Source organism: Pseudoduganella sp. LjRoot289 (assembly GCF_964252925.1).
In the GTDB taxonomy this organism is placed as follows: Bacteria; Pseudomonadota; Gammaproteobacteria; order Burkholderiales; family Burkholderiaceae_D; genus Rugamonas.
Map to the genome: position 1 here is coordinate 5,414,029 of NZ_CAXUPN020000001.1, position 21,060 is coordinate 5,435,088.

Here is a 21,060-nt window from a genome sequence, read left to right on the forward strand (position 1 = left end):
CGTCTCCTACATGCGTTCCGCATTCGGCATCCACACCCGCAGCAGCGAGTACAGGCGGGACAGGTCGATCGGCTTGGCGAGGTAGTCGTTGGCGCCGGCCGCCAGGCACTGTTCCTGGTCGTCCTTCATGGCCTTGGCGGTGATGGCGATGATGGGCAGGCGCGCGTGGCGGCCCTGGGCGTCGGCGCGGATGCGGCGGGTCGCCTCCAGGCCGTCCATCACCGGCATCATGACGTCCATCAGCACCAGGTCGATATCGGGCACGGCCTCCAGTTTTTCCAGCGCCTCGACGCCGTTGCGGCCGATCTCCACTACGGCGCCCTTCTGTTCCAGGGCGCTGGTGAGGGCGAAGATGTTGCGCACGTCGTCGTCCACCAGCAGGATGCGGCGGCCTTCGAACACGCGGTCGCGGCTGCGCACCGTTTTCAGCATGCCCTGGCGCTCGGACGACAGCTGCGACTCCACTTTGTGCAGGAACAGCGTCACCTCGTCCAGCAGCCGTTCCGGCGAACGCGCGCCCTTGATGATGATGGAGCGCGAATACTTGTGCAGGTCGGCCTCCTCGGCGCGCGTGAGGTTGCGGCCGGTGTAGACGATCACCGGCGGGAAGGAGGCGATATCCTCCTGCGCCATGCGCTGCAGCAGTTCGCTGCCTTCCATGTCGGGCAGCTTCAGGTCGATGATCATGCAGTCGAAAATGGTGGTGCGCAGCAGCGCCAGCGCTTCCTCGCCCGATTCGACGGCCGTGATGTCGATGTCGTCGTCCGAGATCAGCGCCACCACGCTGTCGCGCTGGCGGGCGTCGTCCTCCACCAGCAGCAGGCGCTTGATCTTCTGCGTGAACTTGTTCTCCAGCTTGCGGAACACTTCCTCCAGCTGCGCGCGCGTGGCCGGCTTCAGCGCGAAGCCGATGGCGCCCATGTGCAGCGCCGCCTCGCCGCTGTCGGAGGCGGACACCACGTGCACCGGGATATGGCGCGTGTTCGGGTTGTCCTTCAGCAGCTGCAGCACGGACAGGCCGGAACGGTCGGGCAGGCGGATGTCGAGCAGGATGGCGTCCGGACGGTATTGCTCGGCCATCTGCAGGCCCTCGTCGGCGCCGAAGGCCACCACGCAGCGGTAGCCCATGTCGTGCGCCAGGTCGTACAGGATGCGGGCGAAGGCCGGCTCGTCCTCCACCACGAGCACCATGCGCTCCGGCGGCGGCGGCAGGTCGCGGTCGTCGTCGAAGGGGCGCGGCGGCGACGCTTCGGCCGGCGGCATGTCGCCCGGTGCGGCGTCCGGCGGAAGGTGCAGCAAGGCGGCGGCCGGCGGCGCTATCGACGCGGCCTCCGGCGCCGGCGCGGCCCACCGCGTGGGCAGCGTCAGCGTGAAAATGCTGCCCTTGCCCAGTTCACTGTGCAGCGAGATGGCGCCGCCCAGCAAGCGCGCCAGGTCGCGCGAGATCGACAGCCCCAGGCCGGTGCCGCCGTAGCGGCGGCTGGTAGTGCCGTCGGCCTGCTGGAAGGCGCCGAAGATGGCTTCGTGGTGCTCGGGACGGATGCCGATGCCCGAATCGCTGACGGCAAAGCTGAGCTGCCCCGCCGCGTCGGCCGACACCTGCAGCGCGATGCGGCCCGCCTCGGTGAACTTGATGGCGTTCGACAGCAGGTTTTTCAGGATCTGCTCCAGGCGCTGGCGGTCCGTGTAGACGGTGTCCGGCAGACCGGGCGCCAGCTCCACCGAGAACTGCAAGCGCTTCTGCCGCGCCAGCGGTTCGAACACATGGCCCAGGCTGCGCATCACTTGGGACAGCTTGAGTTCCTCGGGCGCCAGTTCCAGCTTGCCCGCTTCCACCTTGGAGATGTCGAGGATGTCGTTGATCAGGTTGAGCAGGTCGTTGCCGGCCGAGTAGATGGTCTGCGAGAAGCGCACCTGTTCCTCGTTCAGGTTGCCCTGCGCGTTCTCGGACAGCAGCTTGGCCAGGATCAGCGAGCTGTTGAGCGGGGTGCGCAGTTCGTGCGACATATTGGCCAGGAATTGCGACTTGTACTGGCTGGCGCGCTCCAGGTCCAGCGCGCGCTCCTCCAGCAGCTGCTGGGCCTCGCCCAGCGCCTCGTTCTTCTGGTCCAGCACCAGCGCCTGTTCGGACAGCTGCTCGTTGGTCTGCTCCAGTTCCGCCTTCTGGTTCTCCAGGCTGGCCTGCGATTCCTCCAGCACGCGCGACTGTTCTTCCAGTTCCTCGTTGGCGGTGCGCAGTTCCTCCTGCTGCACCTGCAGTTCCTCGTTCAGCTGCTGGGTCTCGGCCAGCACCTCGGCGATGCGCTGGCGCGCCAGCGTCGCTTCGATGGCGGTGCCGATATTGCCCGCCACGAGCTTGACGAAGTCGAGCTGGCGCTCCGCCACCGGCTGCAGGAAGCCCAGTTCCAGCACGCCGTTGACGGCGCCGTCGCTGTCCACCGGCACCAGCAGCACGTGGCGCGGCGGGGCGGCGCCCAGGCCGGAACTGATCTTCACGTAGTCGTCCGGCACGTCGTCGAGCTGGATCACGCGGCGCTGCCGCAGCGCCTGCCACGGCAAACCCTCGCCCGCTGCCAGCGCCTGCCCGTACTGTTCGTCGTCGCGGCTGTAGCCGTAGCAAGCGGCGCGGCGCAGATGGCCGTCGGCTTCGCGCACATACAGCGCGGCCACCGCCACGTCCAGGTAGCGCGCCAGGAATTGCAGCAGCGCCGACGCCAGCTGCGGCAGCGCCATCTGGCCTATGCCCTGCTCGGCGAGCTGGGTCTGGCCGGCGCGCAGCCAGGCCTGCTCCTGCAGGCGCCGCGCGTGCCCGGTCTGCTCGCCCAGCGCCCTGCCGTAGGAGTCCGACAGGCGCAGCATGTCGCGCCGGCCGAAGTAGGCCAGCAGGCCGCTGACGAGCAGACTGACCAGCACGAAGGAGGTGACGGCGGTGCGGGTGACGGACTTGGCGTCGTCGCGGCGCTCCGCCAGCAGGCGCTGCTCGACGCCGACGAACTCCTGGAACAGCCTGCGCACCTCGTCGAATTCGAGCTTGCCGCGCCCGCTCTGTATCATGTCCAGGTAGCTGCCGTTCCTGCGGCGCAGGTCGATCACGTTTTGCGCATAGGCGTCCCACTGCAGCAGCTGGGCGGCGATGTTGCGCACCCTGTCCACTTGCACGCCGTTGTCGCTGATGAGCTGCTGCAAGGTGGCCAGCGCGGTGGCCACCTTGGGCTTGGCCAATTTGTAGGAAGCGAGGAAAGCCTCGTCGCCGGTCAGGGCGAAACCGCGCATGCCGGACTCCTGGTCCACCATCAGCTTGGAGATTTCGTTGGCGTTGCCGATCACGCGCTCGGACTGCTCCACCAGGTTCAACACGTTCAGCAGGTAAACCAGGATGGCGACGAACACGCCGACGTTGACGATGCCGGCGATCAGCGGCAGGGTGATGTTGCGAGTGAGGATACGGCGGAAACTGATATCGTCCTGCGCGGAAGTTCCATTCATGGCTGGCAGCGTGACCCATTGCATAGGAATGCACGAGTGTAGCCGATTGTCATGCATTTCCGTTGCCTGAATGCCAATAGTGCGGCGGCGCCGGAGGCCGCTATAATACTTTCACATCAACAGACAGCAAGGGGAAAACCCGCCATGCGCAAGATTCTGCTCGCCACGCTTCCTTTGCTGTTGACGGCCTGCGTCAACGACAGCGCCACCTATTACGCGGACGGCACCAACAACCACACGCTGTCGCTGCGGCGCCAGCAGGATTACTTCTGGACCGACAATGTGCGCCTGACCCTGCTGGCGGCGCGGCTGCCGGAATGCCAGCGCCAGATCCCGCTGGGCGAGGCGCCGCGCGACGACGTGGAGATGGAATTGTTCTCGTCCGGCGAGAACCGCTGGAGCTTGCGCTCGGGAGAACAGGTCTGGCAGGTGGAGACGCAGGGCTGTTCGCTGGTCAGCGAGACCGGCCCTGCCGCCGGCGAGAAGGTCGGTGTGTTCAAGGTCGAGGGCGACAAGCTGCTGTTCGAGCCTGCCGTGGCCGCAGCGGCACCGGCAGCCGCCCCCGCCGCTCCGGCCCCGGCCCCGGCCAACTAGGCTGACCGCCGCCCTGCCGCGGCAGTCCGTCGACAGGATCCCATGCTGCGTGGCCCGCCAAGTGTGTATGGATCCCCGCCTGCGCGGGGATGACAGGCTAGCGCCGCGGGGCGACGGCGGTTTCGTGGTCGTGCATACGGAAACGGCAACCTGCGAAGCCAGCTTTGTATGGATCCCCGCCTGCGCAGGGATGACAGGCTAGCGCCGCGGGGCGACGCCGGTTTCGTGGTCGTGCATACGGAAACGGCAACCTGCGAAGCCAGCTTTATGGGTCCCCGCCTGCGCGGGGATGACGGGCTAGCGCCGCAGGGCGACGCCGGTTTCGTGGGCGTGCAGGCGGAAGCGGCATACCAGCGAAGCCAGGTTGGCGGCCTGGTCCTGCATCGCGCTGGCGGCGGCGGCGGCTTGCTCGACCAGCGCCGCGTTCTGCTGCGTGACCGAATCCATCTCGGTGATGGCCTGGTTGACGTGGCCGATGCCGGTACTCTGCTCGCCCGTGGCGGCCGTGATCGCGCCCATGATCTGGGTCACCTTGGCCACGCTGCCCACCACTTCCGTCATGGTGGCGCCGGCCTTGGCCACCAGCGCGCTGCCGGCTTCGATGCTGCCGACCGAATCGTTGATCAGCTCCTTGATCTCGCGCGCCGCCGACGCGCTGCGCTGCGCCAGGTTGCGCACCTCGGACGCGACCACCGCGAAGCCGCGCCCCTGTTCGCCCGCGCGTGCCGCCTCCACCGCCGCGTTCAAGGCCAGGATGTTGGTCTGGAAGGCGATGCCGTCGATGACGCTGATGATGTCGACGATGCGGGTGGCCGAACTGTTGATGGTGTCCATGGTCTGCACCACTTGCGACACCACCGCGCCCCCCTGCTGCGCCACCTGCGAGGCGGCCTGCGCCAGCCGGTTGGCCTCGGCCGCGTTGTCGGTGTTGTGGTTGACGGTGGAGGTGAGCTGCTCCATCGACGCGGCGGTCTCCTCCAGCGAACTGGCCTGCGACTCGGTGCGCGCCGACAAGTCCATATTGCCGCTGGCGATTTCCGACGACGCGGTGGCGATGGTGTCGGCGCTGCGGCGGATCTCGCCTATCGTGGCGGCCAGGCTGGCCTGCATGGTCTTCATGCCGTACAGCACGCTGTTGCTGTCGTCGGCGCCGGTCTCGACATTGCCGCTGAGGTCGCCCCCGGCGATGCGCGAGGCCACTTCGGCCGCGTATTCAGGCTCGCCGCCTATGGTCTGGCGCAGGCTGCGGTTGATGTAGCTGACGATGGCGCCCAGCACCGCGCACACCAGCAGCACCAGGCCGCCCGATTTCAGCAGGCCGGCCTGGAAGGCGTCGTCGATGTCGTCCATGTAGACGCCGGTCAGCAAGTTCCACTCCCAGGGCTTGAAGCTGATCACGTGGGTCAGCTTGGGCGCCGGCTCCTTGGCGCCGGGGCGCGGCCACCAGTAACGGACGAAGCCGGTGCCGGACGGGCTGTTGGCGACGGCGACGATGTCGCGGTACAGATACGTGCCCTTGGGGTCCTTGAAGTCCAGCATGTTCTTGCCGTCGTTCTCGGGCTTGATCGGATGCATGACGGTGACGCCGGCATTGCTGGTGATGGAGACATAGCCGTCCTTGCCATAGCGCATGCTCTTGATGATGGCCATGGCTTGCTTCTGCGCCTCTTCCTTGCTCAGCGCGCCGGACTGGGCCTTCTCGTGGTACAGCTTGAGCACGCTGATGCCGAGGTCGTCCAGGTTGGACAGGTCGGCCATGCGCTCCTCGACGCGCGTGTTGCGCAACTGGATGGACTCGTACAGGAAAATGGCCGTGATGCAGAACAGGCTGCAGATCAGGGGTATCCACAACTTCTGGCGGAAGGAAAAATTCATCGCTGCTGTCTCCCGAATATATTCTTGTGGGAACAAGAATACTCTGAAAGTAAGCAGGAAAGCACCTATAAAATGCGCGACCCCGGCCTCGGAGGCCGGGGTGTTGCGCAAACCGTTGTTACTGCGCGCCAGAGGCGGAACGGGCGCGGGTTTTGGACGCGGCCAGGGTGGCCGACGGGCGTTGTGCGCGGCCGTCGAAGAAGGACGGGTAGTTGCTGTCGTTCAGGTCCAGCTCGCCCGTCGCGCGGGCGGCGATGACGCCGGCCTTGACCTGTTCGCGGCTCAGCGCGGAGGTGCTGGCTGCCAGCGGCGGGTAGTTGACCTCGCTGAATTCCAGTTCGCCGGCGGCGCGCGCTTGCAGCACCTCGGCTTGCACCTGCGCGCGGGTCAGGCTGGAGTGCTGGCCGGCCACCAGGTTGGGGAAGTTCAGCTCTGTCGGCTCGGCCAGGGCGGCGCCGGCGGCGAACAGCAGGGAGACGGAAGCGATGATGTGTTTGGCGTTCATGAGATTTCTCCTTGGAGAGGTGTCGTTTCGATGGAGTCATCTTATGATTTAATTTGGCGATAATAAAGCGCAATTATCGGTTCAAACCTATCCGTTTTTCAGATATCCCAGCATTGACGGTCAAGCTGCCGCGCCGCGGCATGGGCCGAAGCGCCGCGAATGTGATGCAAGCGGGCTGGATATGACACAATGGCTGGTCTTAGGTTTTCCGCAACAGTTCCAATGAAAAAAATGTCCAGCCTGGCGCCCGCGCTGCTGCTCGTGCATGGCGCGGCGGCCAGCGCCGCCGTGCCGCCCGCGCGCCCGCCCGCCCCCTACAAGTTCGACGGCGCCGCCCTGCTGCGCCATATCACCGCGCTGGCTTCGGACGAGTTCGAGGGCCGCGCGCCGGCCACCAAGGGCGAAACCGCCACCCTCGCCTATCTGCAGGAGGAGTTGAAGAAGATCGGCCTGGCGCCCGGCAACCCGGACGGCAGCTATCTGCAGAAAGTGCCGCTGGTGTACGTGCAGCCGTCGCCGACGCTGGCCTACACGGCGGCCGGCAAGCCCGCCACGCTGGCCTTCCCGGCCGACTACGTGGCATGGTCGCCGCGCACCGAGCGCAAGGTTGCCGTGGCCAATTCCGAGCTGGTGTTTGTCGGCTACGGCGTGCAGGCGCCGGAATTCAAATGGGACGACTACAAGGGCGCGGACGTGCGCGGCAAGACGCTGGTCATGCTGATCAACGACCCGCCGCTGCCCGACTCCAGGCGCCCGGGGCGGCTGGACGCGGCGCAGTTCGGCGGCGCGGCGATGAGCTATTACGGCCGCTGGAGCTACAAATTCGAAACGGCGGCCCGCCTGGGCGCGGCCGGCGCCCTCATCGTGCACGAGACGCGCGCGGCCGGCTATCCCTACGACGTGGTGCGCAGCAGCTGGGGCCGCGGCAGCTACGGCCTGAAGAGCGGCAAGGGCGAGACCCCGCCGGGCTACCCGGCCGTGGCCGGCTGGCTGCAGCTCGATCGCGCCAGGGAGCTGTTCCGCGCCGCGGGCCAGGACTTCGACGCGCTGAAGAAGGCGGCCGTGTCGCGCGACTTCAAGCCGGTGCCGCTGGGCGCGACCGCCAGCGTGACGGTGGCCAACGCGTGGAACGAGATGCCGTCGAACAATGTGGTGGCCAAGATCGAAGGCTCCGATCCGAAATTGAAGGACGAGGTGGTGATCTACAGCGCGCACTGGGACCATTTCGGCATCGACGAAACGCTGCCGGGGCCGCGCAGCAAGCAGATCTTCCATGGCGCGCTGGACAACGCGTCCGGCGTGGCGGCGCTGCTGGAAGTGGCGCAGGCCTACAAGGCGCTGCCGCAGCCGCCGAAGCGCACGGTGCTGTTCCTGCTGACGACGGGCGAGGAGCGCGGCCTGCTGGGCGCGCAGTACTACGCGCGGCACCCGCTGTACCCGCTGGCCAAGACCGTGCTCAACATCAACGTGGACGGCCTCAACCTGTGGGGCAAGACGCGCGACGTCGAGCTGACCGGGCACGGCAAATCGACCGCCGACGACCTGGTGGCGGCGGTGGCCAAGCTGCAAGGACGGGTGGTGCGTCCGGAAGGCAATCCCGAGCTGGGCGCGTTCTACCGCAGCGACCAGTTCGAGTTCGCCAAGCAGGGCGTGCCGGTGGTGTACACGCATGGCGGGCGCGACTTCATCGGCAAGCCGCCCGGCTACGCCGCCGCCACGCTGGACGCCTACACCGCGCACGACTACCACAAGGTCACGGACATGGTGCAGCCGCTCTGGGACCTGGGCGGCGCGCTGCAAGACATCGAGCTGCTGTTCCAGGTCGGCCTGCGCGCCGCGCAAGAGTCCGGCGTGCCGCAATGGAAACCCGGCGCCGAATTCAAATCGCTGCGCGAGCCTGCCCCGGCCGTCAAATAGCCAGCGCGCCGGATAGCCGAACTGAGCCGCATCGCGGCCTCGGCGTCCCGGTCTGACGGGAGCGCCGAGGCCGCGAATGCGGCTCGGCTTGCAATATAAGCTCGTCTTGGCTAGAGGTTGGCGGTGAGCAGGCGCTGGAGGGCGGCGGCCTGGGGGCCGGGGACGGTCAGCATGGCGAGCTTGCCGGCCAGGCGCTGCAGATGTGCCCGGTTGCGCTGCTGGTAGGCGTCGCCGGCAGCGGCGATGTCGCGCACGATGCCTTGCGCGCCCAGCTCGATGCGCGGCTGGTCTTCCGGCGTCATGTCGATCACGCTGGCCAGATAGGTCGCGCCCCATTGCAGCCGCGTGGCGCTGCCGGACGAGGCTTGCCATGCCTGCTCGTACCAGCCCAGGGTGGCCGGGATGTCGCCGCGCCGGCGCGCCGCGGCGGCCAGGCTGAGCATGAAGTAGTAGGGCGCGTGCGATCCGGCCAGCTCGGCTTGCAGCAGGGCCTCGGCCTGGTCGGCGTAGCCCGCTTCGTTGAGCGCGCTCACCGCCGTGTTGACCAGCGCGTGGCGGGCGTGCGGCTCGCTCACCTCGGCCAGCGCATGGTCCACCGTGCCGCGCACCAGCTCGGCAATCCCTTCGGACGGGCCGCCCAGGCGCACCAGCCGCATCTGCAGCCGCACCGCCGCCAGGCGGTCGGCCTGCGACAGGCTGGCGTCGGCGGCGAATTCGCGCGCGGCCTTGTCGAGCGCCTGCACCAGCTCGCCCTGCCGGGCGCCGGACCATTTGATCAGGTTGACGCCGCTGTTGACCAGGATGTCCATATTGGCGCGCGCCAGCCGGGTGTCGCCGAACACGCGCAGCAGCCGGTCGGCGGCGGCGGCGATGGTCGCGGCGGCCTGGGCCGCGCTGGCGGAGGCGTTGCCGGCCGACGCGGGCCCGGCGATGCGGCCGGCGGCGGCCACCTGCGCGTGCAGGTGCAGCCGCGCGCAGGCGTCGGCGCGCACTTGCCCGTCCTCGTCCCTGGCCGGGCAGGCTTCGGCCAGCCTGGCCAGCGCGGCGGGCTGCTCGGACGCCGGCAGCAGCTGGCCTTCATCCGTGTCCCAGGAATACAGGCTGAGCAGGGCCCACTCGTCGTCCGCCAGCGGGCGCGTGTTGCCCAGCGCCGCCTGCAGCGACTCGGCGGCGGTGTGGCCGGCGCCCAGCGCCAGATCGAGCGCGGCGATGAAGCGTTCGCCGTCCAGCTCGCACGGCAAACGGCTCAGCTCGCGGCCGTCCGGCGCGTACAGCACCAGCGTCGGATAGCTGCGCAGCTTGTATTGCGCGGCCAGCGCCTGCGCGCCGGGCGCGTCGCCGTCCAGCCAGAACGGCAGCAGGCCGCGCATGCGCTGCGCGAAACCGGGCTGGGCGAAGATGTCGGCCTTGACCCGGTTGCACGGCGGGCACCAGCCGGCGCCCCAGTACAGGAACAATGGACGGCCCACCGAGGCCGCCAGCCCGAATGCGGCACCCAGATCGCCGCTTTGCCATTCGATCGCCGCTGCCATGATGTTCAGGGCTCGCGGGCCAGAGCCAGGAATTCGGTGCGCAGCGCCAGGTTGGGCTGCAGCTCGCCCAGCATGGCGGAGGTGATGGTCTCCTCGCCCGGCGTGCGGATGCCGCGGCTTTCCATGCACAGGTGGCGGCAACGCACCACCACGCCCACCGCTTTCGGCTCGAGCGCGTCCATCAGCGCGTTGGCGATCTGCTGCGTCATGCGCTCCTGCACCTGCAGGCGCTTGGCGAAGCAGTCGACCAGGCGGGTCAGCTTGGACAGGCCGACGATCTTGCCGTTCGGCACGTAGCCGATGGTGGCCTTGCCGAAGAACGGCGCCAGGTGGTGCTCGCAGTGGCTGTAGACCGGGATGCCGCGCACCACGATGAGCTCGTTGTACTGCTCGGCGCCGTCCTCGAATACCTTGAGCAGCTCGACCGGGTCCTGGCCGTAGCCGGAGGTCCAGTGCTTCCACGCTTTCGAGACGCGGTGCGGGGTTTCGCGCAGGCCGGGACGGTCCGGATCTTCGCCGAGTTCCGCCAGCAGGCGGCGCCAGTCGTTTTCCGAAAATGCTGCTTCTTTGTTCATGATGTAGCCATAAAAAATGCGATTGCCGTCAGTATATAGAAAAGCGCGGCGCGCCACCGGCGCCGGCGTCAATACGGCGTATCTGCCGCTGTGTTCTCAGCTGCCGCGCCGGGGCCGGTGCGCGGCCAGCAGTTGCGCTGCGATCGACACCGTCACCGTCATGTCCGGCCACTCGTCGTCGGGGCCGAACCAGCGCGCGTCGGCGATCTCGGCCGGGTCGACCCGGATCTCGCCGTCCAGGTAGTCGGCCGTGTAGGCCAGCATCAGCGAATGCGGGAAGGGCCAGGACTGGCTGCCGAAGTACTGCAGATTGTGCACCCGCAGGCCGACCTCCTCGTGCACTTCGCGGTGCACCGCCTCCTCGACCGACTCGCCGGCCTCCAGGAAACCGGCCAGCGCCGTGTAGCGCTTGTACGGCGCGTTGGCGTGCATGGCCAGCAGCACCGAGTCGCCCTTGCGGATCAGCACCATCATGGCAGGCGAGATGCGCGGATAGGCGGCGTGGCCGCAGGCCGGGCACTTGAAGCTGCGGTCGCCCTCGGCCAGCCGCGTGGGGGTGGCGCAGGCACCGCAAAAACGGTGGGTGCGGGCCCACTCGGCCAACTGGCAGGCGCGGCCGGCCAAGGCCAGGAATTCGATGTCGAGCGCGCCGAACAGGCCGCGCACGCCGTGCCAGCCATAATTTTGTTGCGCCAAAGCATCACTCTCAACCCAGGCTGCCTGATAATAGCGATCGTTCCACATGCCGACCGGATGCACGCGTTCCGGCGCCAGTTCGATGCCGGCAGCGGCCAGGCCGGCGGCGTCCGGCAGCGCCAGGCCGGACGGGTCCAGCAACAGCCGGTTGCCATGGAAAACGAAGGTCAGCGGCTCCGGATGGGCGCGCGGATGCATGGCGGGAATAAATGCGGCGGGTGTTTTCAGCATGGTGGCGACGTTCCTGAAAGTGATAGACAAAAGATAATACCAAGCCTGGCGCGGTTGATAGATGAAGCGCGCTAAGTCATTGTTTCCAGACCAAGATTTGCACTACTTTTACCTACCAGCTCTCAAAATCGACCTAATTGCGGTTAAGATATATTGCTGCTAGGAGAGAATATAAAATGGCCTCAATACTACTCAGTTTCAGCACTGCCCAGATTGCCTCGCTCACGACCGTCCAGATCGCCGCTTTGGCGACCTCGGAGATTGCCGTCCTGACGACCGAACAGTCCGCCGTGCTCAGCACCGCCCAGTTGCGGGCGCTCACCGCCATCCAGGTGCGCGCGCTGCCGACGGCGGTGGTGGCCGAACTCACCACGCAGCAGCTGCCCGGCATTTCCAGCGTGCAGATCCAGTCCCTGTCGACGCTGCAGTTGCCGGCGCTGAGCATAGACCAGCTGTCGAACGGCCTGAGCTCGGCGCAACTGGGCGCGCTGACGACCCAGCAGATCGCCGCCCTGAACACCGCGCAATTCGCCGGACTGGACACGGCCGACATCGCCGCGCTGGCCACGCGCCAGATTGCCGCGCTGGGCAGCAGCCAGCTGGCCGCGCTGGACGACGCGCACCTGGCCGCGCTGACCACGGCGCAAGCTGCCGCGCTGACCACGCGCCAGCTTAGCGCATTTACCAGCAGCCAGCTCAATGCGCTGGAAACCAATGATTTCGCCGCCCTGACCGCCGTGCAGCTGAACGCCCTGAGCGCGCTGCAGGCCAACGCGCTGGACGCGGCCCACCTGGCCACCCTGTCGACCGCGCAGACCGCCGCGCTGTCGACCGCGCTGCTGGGCACGCTCGGCACCGAATTCTTCGCCGCGCTGACGACCAAGGCGCTGGCCGCCCTCACCACAGCACAGCTGAACGCCTTCAGCTCCTACCAGCTGGCCGCCTTGAGCACCACCCAGCTGGCCGCGCTGACGACGTTGCAGACCAGTTCGCTTTCCACGCAGCAGATAGCGGCCATGGACGCGGTCACGCTGGCCGCCCTGAGCACGGCCGGCTTCGGCGCCCTCAAGACCGCCCAGATCGCCGCGCTGAACACCACCGTCATCGACGCGCTCGACACGCGCGAACTGGCCCAGCTCAACAGCGTGCAACTGGGCGCGCTGAGCTCGCGCCAGGTACAGGCGCTGAACAGCCTGCAACTGGCCGCCCTCAGCACGGCCCAGGCCGGCACCTTGGGCACGCGCCAGATCGCCGCGCTGCTGAGCACCCAGCTCGACGCGCTGGAAACGCTGGACTTCGCCGCGCTGAAATCGACCCAGCTGGCCGCCCTGACCACGCAGCAAGTGGCCGCGCTGGGCACCCGCCTGCTGGCCGCGCTGAAAACGGTGCAGATCGCCGGCCTCGACACCCGGCAATTGCTGGCCTTGAACAGCGAGCAGGTCGCCGCGCTGAGCAGCGCCAACCTGGCCGTGCTCAAGACCCACCAGGTGGCGGCGCTGAACACGGCCGCCGTGGCCGCGCTGAACAGCAGCCAGATCAACGCCCTGAACACACAGCTGGTGGCCGCACTGGGCACGGCCCAGGTGAAGGCGCTCGACAGCAGCCAGATCGCCGCGCTCACCAGCGCGCAGACGGCCGCGCTGACCACGCGCCAGTTGAGCATCCTGAACACGGAACAGCTGAACGCGCTCGAGACGCAGGACTGGACCCGCATGCAATCGCAGCAGATCGCGTCGCTGGACACGGCGCAGCTGGCCGCGCTGGGCACCGCCCTGATCGCCGCGCTGAACACCGTGCAGGCCGGCGCGCTCACCACGCGCCAGATGCAGGCGCTGACGACCGAGCAGCTCAACGCGCTCGAGACGGCCGACTGGAGCCGCATGAAGTCGACCCAGATCGCCGCCCTGACGACCGACCAGGTCGCCGCCCTCAACACCGACCATATCGCCGCCCTGAACACCCAGCAGGTCGGCGCGCTGACCACGGCGCAACTGGCCGCGCTCGACAGCGCCCAGCTGTCCGCCTTCACCAACGCCGAACTGGCGGCGCTCAAGACGCAGCAAATCGCCGCGCTGAGCAGCGCCAACCTGGCCACCCTGCGCACCGCGCAACTGGCCTTGCTCAACAGCGCCCAGCTGGGCGCGCTGACCACCTCGCAGTTGAGCGCGCTCGACAGCACTCAGATCGTCGCGCTGACCACCTTGCAGATGGCCGCGCTGACCACGCGCCAGCTGTTCTCGCTGAGCGTCGACCAGGTCAACGCGCTGGAAACGCGCGACTGGGCCGCGCTGAAGACCAGCCAGATCGCCAGCTTCAACACCGAGCAGATGGCCGCGCTGGGCACAGCCCAGATCGTCGCCCTCACCACGGCCCAGGCCGCCTCGCTGACCACCTTGCAGCTGAGCGTGATGAGTACGGCGCAACTGGCCGCGATGGAAAGCGCCGACTTTGCCGCGCTGAAAACGAACCAGCTGGCGTCGCTGAACAGCGGCGCCATCAGCAACCTGAACACCTCGCAGCTGGGCGCCATGAGCACCAGCCAGATCGTGCAGCTGAGCACCGCGCAGATCCAGGCCCTGACCAGCGACCAGGTGGCCGGCCTGCGCAGCCACCAGGCCGCAGCGCTGACCACCGCGCAAGTGGCGGCCCTGCTCACCAGCCAGCTGGTGGCATTGCCGAGCAGCACCCTGGCCACGATGAAAACCAGCCAGATCGCCGCGCTGACGACCGAACAGGTCGCCGCGCTGGAGACCGGGCAGATCAGCGGCCTGACGACGGCCCAGGCGGCCGGCCTGACCACCCTGCAGGTCGCCACGCTGTCGACGCTGCAGGCGGCGGCGCTGGAAACCAGCGACCTGGCCGCACTCCGGACCCAGCAAGTGGCGGCCCTCGCCAGCGAGGCCCTGGCCGCGCTGCGCACCGTGCAGTTCCAGGCGCTGGGCTCGCTGCAACTGGGCGCGCTCACCAGCGTCCAGGTGCAGGCGCTCACCAGCGAGCAAATCGTGGCGCTGACCACCTTGCAGGCCGCCAACCTCGGCACCCGCCAGATGGCCGCGCTCGACAGCAGCCAGCTCAACGCGCTGGAAACGCGCGACCTGGCCGCCATGAAGAGCCAGCAGCTGACCGCGCTGGGCAGCGCCATGTTCGCCACCCTGAACACCGCGCTGATCGCCGCGCTGACCACGCTGCAGGCGGCCGCGCTGACGACGGCGCAAATGGCCGGCCTGGCCACGCAGCAGGCCGCCGCGCTGGAGACGAACGACCTGGCCGCGCTGAAAACGCAGCAGATCGCCGCCTTGCAGAACGCCAGCCTGGCCGCGCTGGGCACGGCCCAGGTGCGCGCGCTGACCACGGCCCAGCTGGCCGCGCTCGACACCGTGCAACTGGGCGCGCTCGACAGCGCGCAGATCGCCGCGCTGAGCACCTTGCAGGTGGCCAACCTGCGCACCGCGCAGATCGCCGCGCTGGCCAGCGAACAGCTGGCCGCCCTGGAAACCGTCGATTTCGCCAGCCTGAAGACCCAGCAGATCGCCGCGCTGACGGTGGTGCAGGCCGCCCTGCTGAGCACCGACCAGATCGTCGCGCTGGGCACCGCGCAAGCGGCCGCCCTCTCCACCGACCAGATCAACGCGCTGGACACGGCGCAGGTGCGCGCGCTGGAAACGAACGACCTGGCCGCGCTGCGCACCGCGCAGCTGGCCGGCCTGTCCGGCACCCAGCTGCTGGCCCTGAGCAGCGCCCAGCTGGGCGCGCTGACCACGCAGCAGGTGGCAGCACTCAACAGCGCGCAGCTGGCCGTGCTGGGCTCGGCCCAGCTGACCAGCTGGAACACCCTGCAGCTGGGCGCCCTGACCACGGCCCAGGTGGCCGGCCTGGCCAGCGAGCAGCTCGCCGCCATTCCGACCGCCGACTTCGCGCGCCTGAAGGCGACCCAGATCGCGGCGCTCAACACCATGCAGATCAGCACGCTCGACACGGCCCATCTGGCCGCGCTGAGCACGCTGCAGGCGGCCGCCCTGACCACGCGCCAGGTGCAAGCCCTGCTGACGCAGCAGATCGCCGCGCTGGAAACGGACGACCTGGGCGCGCTGAAAACCAGCCACATCGCCGCGCTGTCGACCGAACAGCTGGGCGCGCTCAACACCGCACAGCTGCAGAGCCTGAAAGTGGCGCAAGTGGCCGCCATCGGCACGGACCAGCTGGCCGGCGTGTCGACCTTGCAGATTGCCGCGCTGACCACCTTGCAGGCCGGCAGCCTGACCACGCGCCAGCTCAACGCCCTGAACAGCGCCCAGCTGGCCGCCCTCGAGACCGAAGACTTCGCCAGCCTGAAACTGACCCAGATCGCCGGCCTCGGCAGCGACCAGACGGCGCTGCTCACCACCGCGCAGATCAAGGCGCTGACCTCGCTGCAAGCGGGCGCGCTGACCAGCGTGCAGCTGGCCGCGCTGACCACGCAGCAAGTCGCCGCGCTGGAAACGGAAGACCTGGCGGCGCTGAAGATCGGCCCGCTGACGGCCCTGACCACCGAACACATCATGGCCTTGTCGACCGCCCAGGTGGCGGCGCTGGCGGTGCTGCAGATCGGCGCGCTGAGCACCTTGCACCTGTCGGTCATGAGCACGGACCAGATCCGCGCGCTGGAAACCATCGACGTGCAGCAGCTGCGCGCCAACCAGTTGAGCAACCTGGGCACGCAACAGATCGCCGCGCTGCGCGACAGCCAGCTGCAGGCGCTGACCACGCTGCAAGTGGCGGTGCTGGTGAGCGACCAGATCCTGGCGCTGAGCACAGGCCAGATCGTCGCGCTGACCTCGCTGCAGGCCGGCGCGCTGAGCGCGCTGCAAATCGCCGCGCTGGCCACCGACCAGCTGGCGGCGCTCGAGACGGCCGACCAGGCCGTGCTGAAAACGAGCCAGATCGCCGCCCTGACCACCACCCAGATCGCCGCGCTCAACAGCGTGCAGCTGGCCGTGCTGACCCAGGCGCAAACCGCCGCGCTGACCAGCGTGCAGCTGGCTGTGCTCAGCAGCGACCAGATCCAGGCGCTGGAGACCAACGACGTGGTCGCCCTCAAGACGGCGCAGATCGCCGTGCTCGGCAGCGACCAGCTGGCGGCGCTGACCGACGCGCAGCTGCAAAGCCTGACCGCGCCGCAAATCGCCGCGCTCACCACCGAACAGTTGTCCACGCTGGGCACCAGCCGCATCGCGGCGCTGACCACGGCCCAGATCACCGGCCTGAGCACGGACCAGCTGCAGGCGCTCGCCAGCGACCAGCTGCAAGCGATCGAGACGAACGACTTCGCGGCCCTGAAGACCAGCCAGATCGTCTCGCTCGACAGCGTGCAGATCGCGGCGCTGACCACCGACCAGATCGTCGCGCTGACCACCTTGCAGGCCGCCGCGCTGACCACCGAGCAGTTGCAGGCGTTCAGCACCGACCAGCTGAATGCGATGGAAACGGCCGACCTGGTGGTGCTGCGCAACAGCCCCACCATGGCGCTGACCAGCAATCTGATCTCGGTGCTGACCACGACCCAGATCCAGGCCCTGACCACGGCCCAGCTGGCCGGCTTCGCTGCCGACCAGATGGGTGCGTTCAACACGCGCCAGATCGCCGCCCTGACCTCGGTGCAGGTGCGCAGCTTCAGCACCGACCAGGTGCAGGCGCTCTCCACCGACCAGCTGCTGGCCTTCGAAACGGCCGACTTCGCCGCGCTGGGCAGCGAACAGGTCAACAGCCTGAGCGCGGACCAGATCGCCGCGCTGGACGACGCCCACCTGGCCGCGCTGAGCACCGCGCAAGCGGCCACGCTGGGCAGCGACTTCCTGCAAGCGCTGTCGACCGCGCAAATCCTGGCGCTGGAAACGGCCGACCTGGCGGCGCTGACGACCGAGCAAAGCAGCGGCCTGCTGGCCGAACAGGTCGCCGCGCTGAGCACCTGGCAGCTGCAACGCCTGACCACGGCGCAGATCGCCACCTTGACCAGCGAACAGCTGCAGGCGCTGAGCACGCTGCAAATCGCCGGCTTGAGCACGCTGCAAGTGGCCGGCCTGGCCACCGACCAGTTGCTCCAGCTGACCAGCGACCAGATCGGCGCGCTGGAAACGAACGACGTGGCCCGCCTGACAACCAGCCAGGTGGTCGCGCTGGGCCCGGACCAGCTGGCCTTCCTGCTGACCCAGCAGATCGTCGCGCTGAGCAGCGCGCAAGTGGCCGCGCTCGACACCGACCAGGTGGCCGCGCTGTCGGCCGTGCAGGTGGCGGCGCTGGAGAGCACCGACCTGCGCGCGCTCGGTTCGCAGCAGATCGCCGCCCTGTCGAGCGACAACATCCTCGCGCTGGCCACCGGCCAGTTCGCGCTGCTGACCACGGCGCAGCTCAACAGCCTGAGCAGCGAGCAAGTGGCGCTGCTGGGCAGCGACCAGCTGGCCGCGCTGAGCACCAGCCAGGCGGCCGGCCTCAGCACCGACCAGCTCGCCTTGCTGGACGGCACGCAGATGGCGGCGCTGGAAAGCGCCGACCTGAATGCGCTGGGCAGCGCCCAGTTCGCGGCGCTGTCGAGCACGCAGCTGGCCGCGCTCACCACCGTCCAGTTCGCCGCGCTGAACACGGCCCACATCGCCCAGCTCGACACGGCGCAACTGGCCGACGGCATCAGCACCGACCAGATCGCCGCGCTGAGCACCTTGCAAGCGCGCGCGCTGGGCAGCGCCCAGCTGGCCGCGCTGTCGGCCGCCCAGGTCGAAGCGATGGAAACATCGGACCTGAACGCGCTCACCACGCTGCAACTGGCCACGCTGGGCACGGCCTTCCTGCAATCGCTGGCCACCGCGCAAGTGGCGGCGCTGGCGACCGCCTCGATTGCCGGCCTGAGCAGCATCCAGCTGGCCGAGGGCCTGTCGGCGGCACAGATCGCCGCGCTGACCGGCAGCCAGGTCGCCAGCCTGGCGACGGTGCAGGTGGCCGGCCTGGGCAGCGAACAGCTGGCCGTCTTCAGCACCGACCAGATGGCGGCGCTGGGCACGGCCGCCGTGGCTGCGCTGACCACCGCGCAGCTGACACTGGGCCTGGACACCATGCAGCTGAACGCGCTGGGCACGGCGGCCGTCGCGGCGCTGCGCAGCAGCCAGCTGTCGGCCCTGCTCGACAGCCAGCTGGCTGCCCTGAACACGCTGCAGGTCGGCACGCTGGCGTCTAGCCAGCTGGCCGGCCTGGACACGGCCCAGATCGACCTGCTGGGCACAAACCAGATTGCCGCACTGAACACCGTCGCGCTGGCCTCGCTCAGCACGGCGCAGTTCAGCGAGGGCTTCAACAGCGCGCAGATCGTGGCGCTGACGACGGCGCAAGCGGCCGCGCTGAACAGCGCCCAGCTCAACAGCATGAGCTCGGCGCAGCTGGCGGCGCTGGAGACGGCCGACCTGGCGGCATTGAGCACGCGCCAGATCAGCCAGCTCGACAACGCGCAGTTCATCGCGCTCGACAGCGTGCAGGTGGCGGCCCTGGGCACGCAGCAGGTGCGCGCCCTGAGCACGCTGCAGATCGCCGCGCTCGACACGGCCAACCTGACCGAGCTGACCACCCTGCAACTGGGTGCGCTCAGCAGCACGCAAGTGCGCGCCATCGACCTGGTGACCCTGGCCACGCTGTCGACCGACCACCTGGTGACCCTGGGCACGGCGCAGGTGGCGGCGCTGAGCACGGCGCAGATCGCCGCGCTCGAACTAAGCCAGATCCCGGCGCTGAGCACCGACCAGATCCCGGCGCTGGGCGCGCTGCAGATCGCCGCGCTGTCGGCCGACCAGGCCTTCGCGCTGACCACCTTGCAAGTCGTCACCCTGGCCACGCAGCAGATCGGCTACCTGACCACCACCCAGATCGCCGCGCTGTCGAACACCCAGCTGCAGGCCTTCGCCACCGAGCAGATCGCGGCCATCAAGCTGGTGCAGATCCCCTCGCTCACGGTGGACCAGATCGGCGCGCTGAGCGACGCCCAGCTGGGCAGTTTCAACACGGCGCAGATCCAGACCCTGAGCAACACGCAGATCGCGGCGCTGAGCGGCGCCCAGGTCGGCGTGCTGGGCACCGAGCAGGTGGCGGCGCTGAAGAACGCGCAGCTGGCGGTGTGGACCGTCGACCATATCAGCGCCCTGACCACCTTGCAGCTGAACGCGATGAGTACTTCGCAGGTCAGCAACCTGAGCACGACGCAGCTGGGCTTCCTGGATCCGGCGCAGCTGCCGGGCCTGAGCACGGCCCAGGTGCAGTCGCTCAAGCTGAGCCAGGTGGCGGCGCTGGGCAACGACCAGCTGGCCGCGCTGGACGACAGCCAGCTCGCGGCGCTGACCGCGGCGCAGGTGGGCGTGCTCACCACGGCGCAGATCGCGGCGCTGCCGGTGGCGCAGTTCGACTCGCTGACCACGCTGCAGGTGCAGGCGCTCAAAGCCACCCAGGTGGCGGCGCTGACCACGGCACAGGTGGCCGGTTTGACCACCGAACAGGCCGCAGCGCTCGGTTCACTGCAAATCACGTCGCTGAGCACCACGCAGGTCATGGCACTGGAAACGGCCGACCTGGCCGCGATGGACGCGTCCCAGCTGGTCTACTTCAGCGCCGCGCAAATCGCCGTGATGTCGGTCGACCAGACCATGGCCAACGGCGCCGCATCCTACTGGGCCACGCCGCTGGTGCTGGACCTGGACGGCGACGGCGTGACCACCTTGTCGGTCGACGCCGGCGTGCGCTTCGACATCCGCGCTGGCGGGACGGCCGTGGCCACCGGCTGGGCCGGTCCGCGCGACGGCCTGCTGGCCCTGGACAGCGACGGCGACGGCGCCATCACCGACGGCGGCGAACTGTTCGGCTCGGCGACCCGCCTGGCCGGCGGCGGCACGGCGGCCGACGGCTATGCCGCGCTGGCCGCGCTCGACAGCAACAAGGACGGCGCCATCACGGCCGCCGATGCCGCCTACGGCGCGCTGCGCGTGTGGGTGGACGGCAACAGCGACGGCGTCAGCCAGCAGGGCGAACTGCGCGGCCTGCAGGAACTGGGCATCGCCAGCATCGCCACCGCAGCCAAGTCGGCGCCGCTTATGCAAAACGGCAACATCGTCGGCATGTCGTCCAGCTACACCGGCAGCGACGGCAGCGTGCACGACACGGCCGACGTCTGGTTCCGCACCGCGCCTGCCGGCCTGGATGGACAGGTGCACAGCCTGTCGCAGTTGTTGGCAAGCTACAGTGAGCAGCATGGTTTCGCCCCGTCCGGCGGCGTCCTGCCGGGCCTGCGCGGCAGCATCGGCGGCACCGGCAGCGAAGGCGGCAGCCACGGCGTCATGCCGCACAATGTGCAAGCCATGGCCGACGCGCTGCGCCAGTACGGCGCAGGCGCGGGCGCCGCTACAGGGGCGGCGCCGCTTTCGCCGGGCGCGGCGGCCGAGCGCTGGCAGGACAAGCAGCACCAGGGCTGGCTGGCCATGCCCGGAAAATAAGCCGCGGCTGTTGCCAAACGGACCGGTTTCCGCCAGGAACCGGTCCTTTTTTTCGTCTTGGCCGATAGCAATAAGGCCCTGCACACCCCTCTTCTTCTGGTTTAGAATACCTTGCGGCAGGGCCATACTATGGCTTCCGGTGGCGCACCGCC

General features: G+C 68.6%; 9 protein-coding genes. 3 read left to right on the plus strand and 6 right to left on the minus strand.

The genetic code is table 11. The features are described 5' to 3' along the window. Window positions 1-6: 6 nt before the first annotated feature. Complete coding sequence (locus ACSQ8Y_RS23245) at window positions 7-3,486, minus strand: response regulator (protein WP_436268776.1); 3,480 nt, start codon at window positions 3,484-3,486, stop codon at window positions 7-9. A 144-nt stretch (window positions 3,487-3,630) separates the two neighbouring features. On the opposite strand from ACSQ8Y_RS23245, the gene ACSQ8Y_RS23250 reads away from it, so the two are divergent. Continuing rightward, complete coding sequence (locus tag ACSQ8Y_RS23250) at window positions 3,631-4,080, plus strand: hypothetical protein (RefSeq protein WP_436268777.1); 450 nt, start codon at window positions 3,631-3,633, stop codon at window positions 4,078-4,080. Between the two features lie 297 nt (window positions 4,081-4,377). Here the strand turns inward: ACSQ8Y_RS23250 and ACSQ8Y_RS23255 are convergent, their stop codons facing one another. Together ACSQ8Y_RS23255 and ACSQ8Y_RS23260 are read right to left on the minus strand one after the other, a co-directional pair. Then, complete coding sequence (locus tag ACSQ8Y_RS23255) at window positions 4,378-5,955, minus strand: methyl-accepting chemotaxis protein (RefSeq protein ID WP_436268778.1); 1,578 nt, start codon at window positions 5,953-5,955, stop codon at window positions 4,378-4,380. 118 nt (window positions 5,956-6,073) lie between these two features. After that, complete coding sequence (locus tag ACSQ8Y_RS23260; RefSeq protein ID WP_436268779.1) at window positions 6,074-6,460, minus strand: DUF4148 domain-containing protein; 387 nt, start codon at window positions 6,458-6,460, stop codon at window positions 6,074-6,076. A gap of 222 nt (window positions 6,461-6,682) precedes the next feature. Between ACSQ8Y_RS23260 and ACSQ8Y_RS23265 the strand changes: the two genes are divergently transcribed. Next, window positions 6,683-8,377: a M20/M25/M40 family metallo-hydrolase gene (locus tag ACSQ8Y_RS23265; protein ID WP_436268780.1), complete on the plus strand. Its 1,695-nt coding sequence runs from the start codon at window positions 6,683-6,685 to the stop codon at window positions 8,375-8,377. 110 nt (window positions 8,378-8,487) lie between these two features. Here ACSQ8Y_RS23265 and ACSQ8Y_RS23270 read toward each other — a convergent pair whose 3' ends face one another. The 3 genes from ACSQ8Y_RS23270 to nudC all read right to left on the minus strand — a co-directional run bounded on the left by ACSQ8Y_RS23270 (window position 8,488) and on the right by nudC (window position 11,411). Beyond that, on the minus strand, window positions 8,488-9,909 hold the full coding sequence (locus ACSQ8Y_RS23270; protein WP_436268781.1) for a thioredoxin family protein: 1,422 nt from the start codon (window positions 9,907-9,909) through the stop codon (window positions 8,488-8,490). Window positions 9,910-9,914: 5 nt separating this feature from the next. Beyond that, entirely contained in the window at window positions 9,915-10,484 is a 570-nt protein-coding gene (gene folE, locus ACSQ8Y_RS23275) for a GTP cyclohydrolase I FolE (protein ID WP_436268782.1), read from the minus strand. Between the two features lie 96 nt (window positions 10,485-10,580). Beyond that, window positions 10,581-11,411, minus strand: a complete 831-nt coding sequence (gene nudC, locus ACSQ8Y_RS23280) for an NAD(+) diphosphatase (RefSeq protein WP_436268783.1) — start codon at window positions 11,409-11,411, stop codon at window positions 10,581-10,583. Between the two features lie 176 nt (window positions 11,412-11,587). On the opposite strand from nudC, the gene ACSQ8Y_RS23285 reads away from it, so the two are divergent. Next, entirely contained in the window at window positions 11,588-20,908 is a 9,321-nt protein-coding gene (locus ACSQ8Y_RS23285; protein ID WP_436268784.1) for a beta strand repeat-containing protein, read from the plus strand. The last annotated feature ends 152 nt before the right edge of the window (window positions 20,909-21,060 follow it).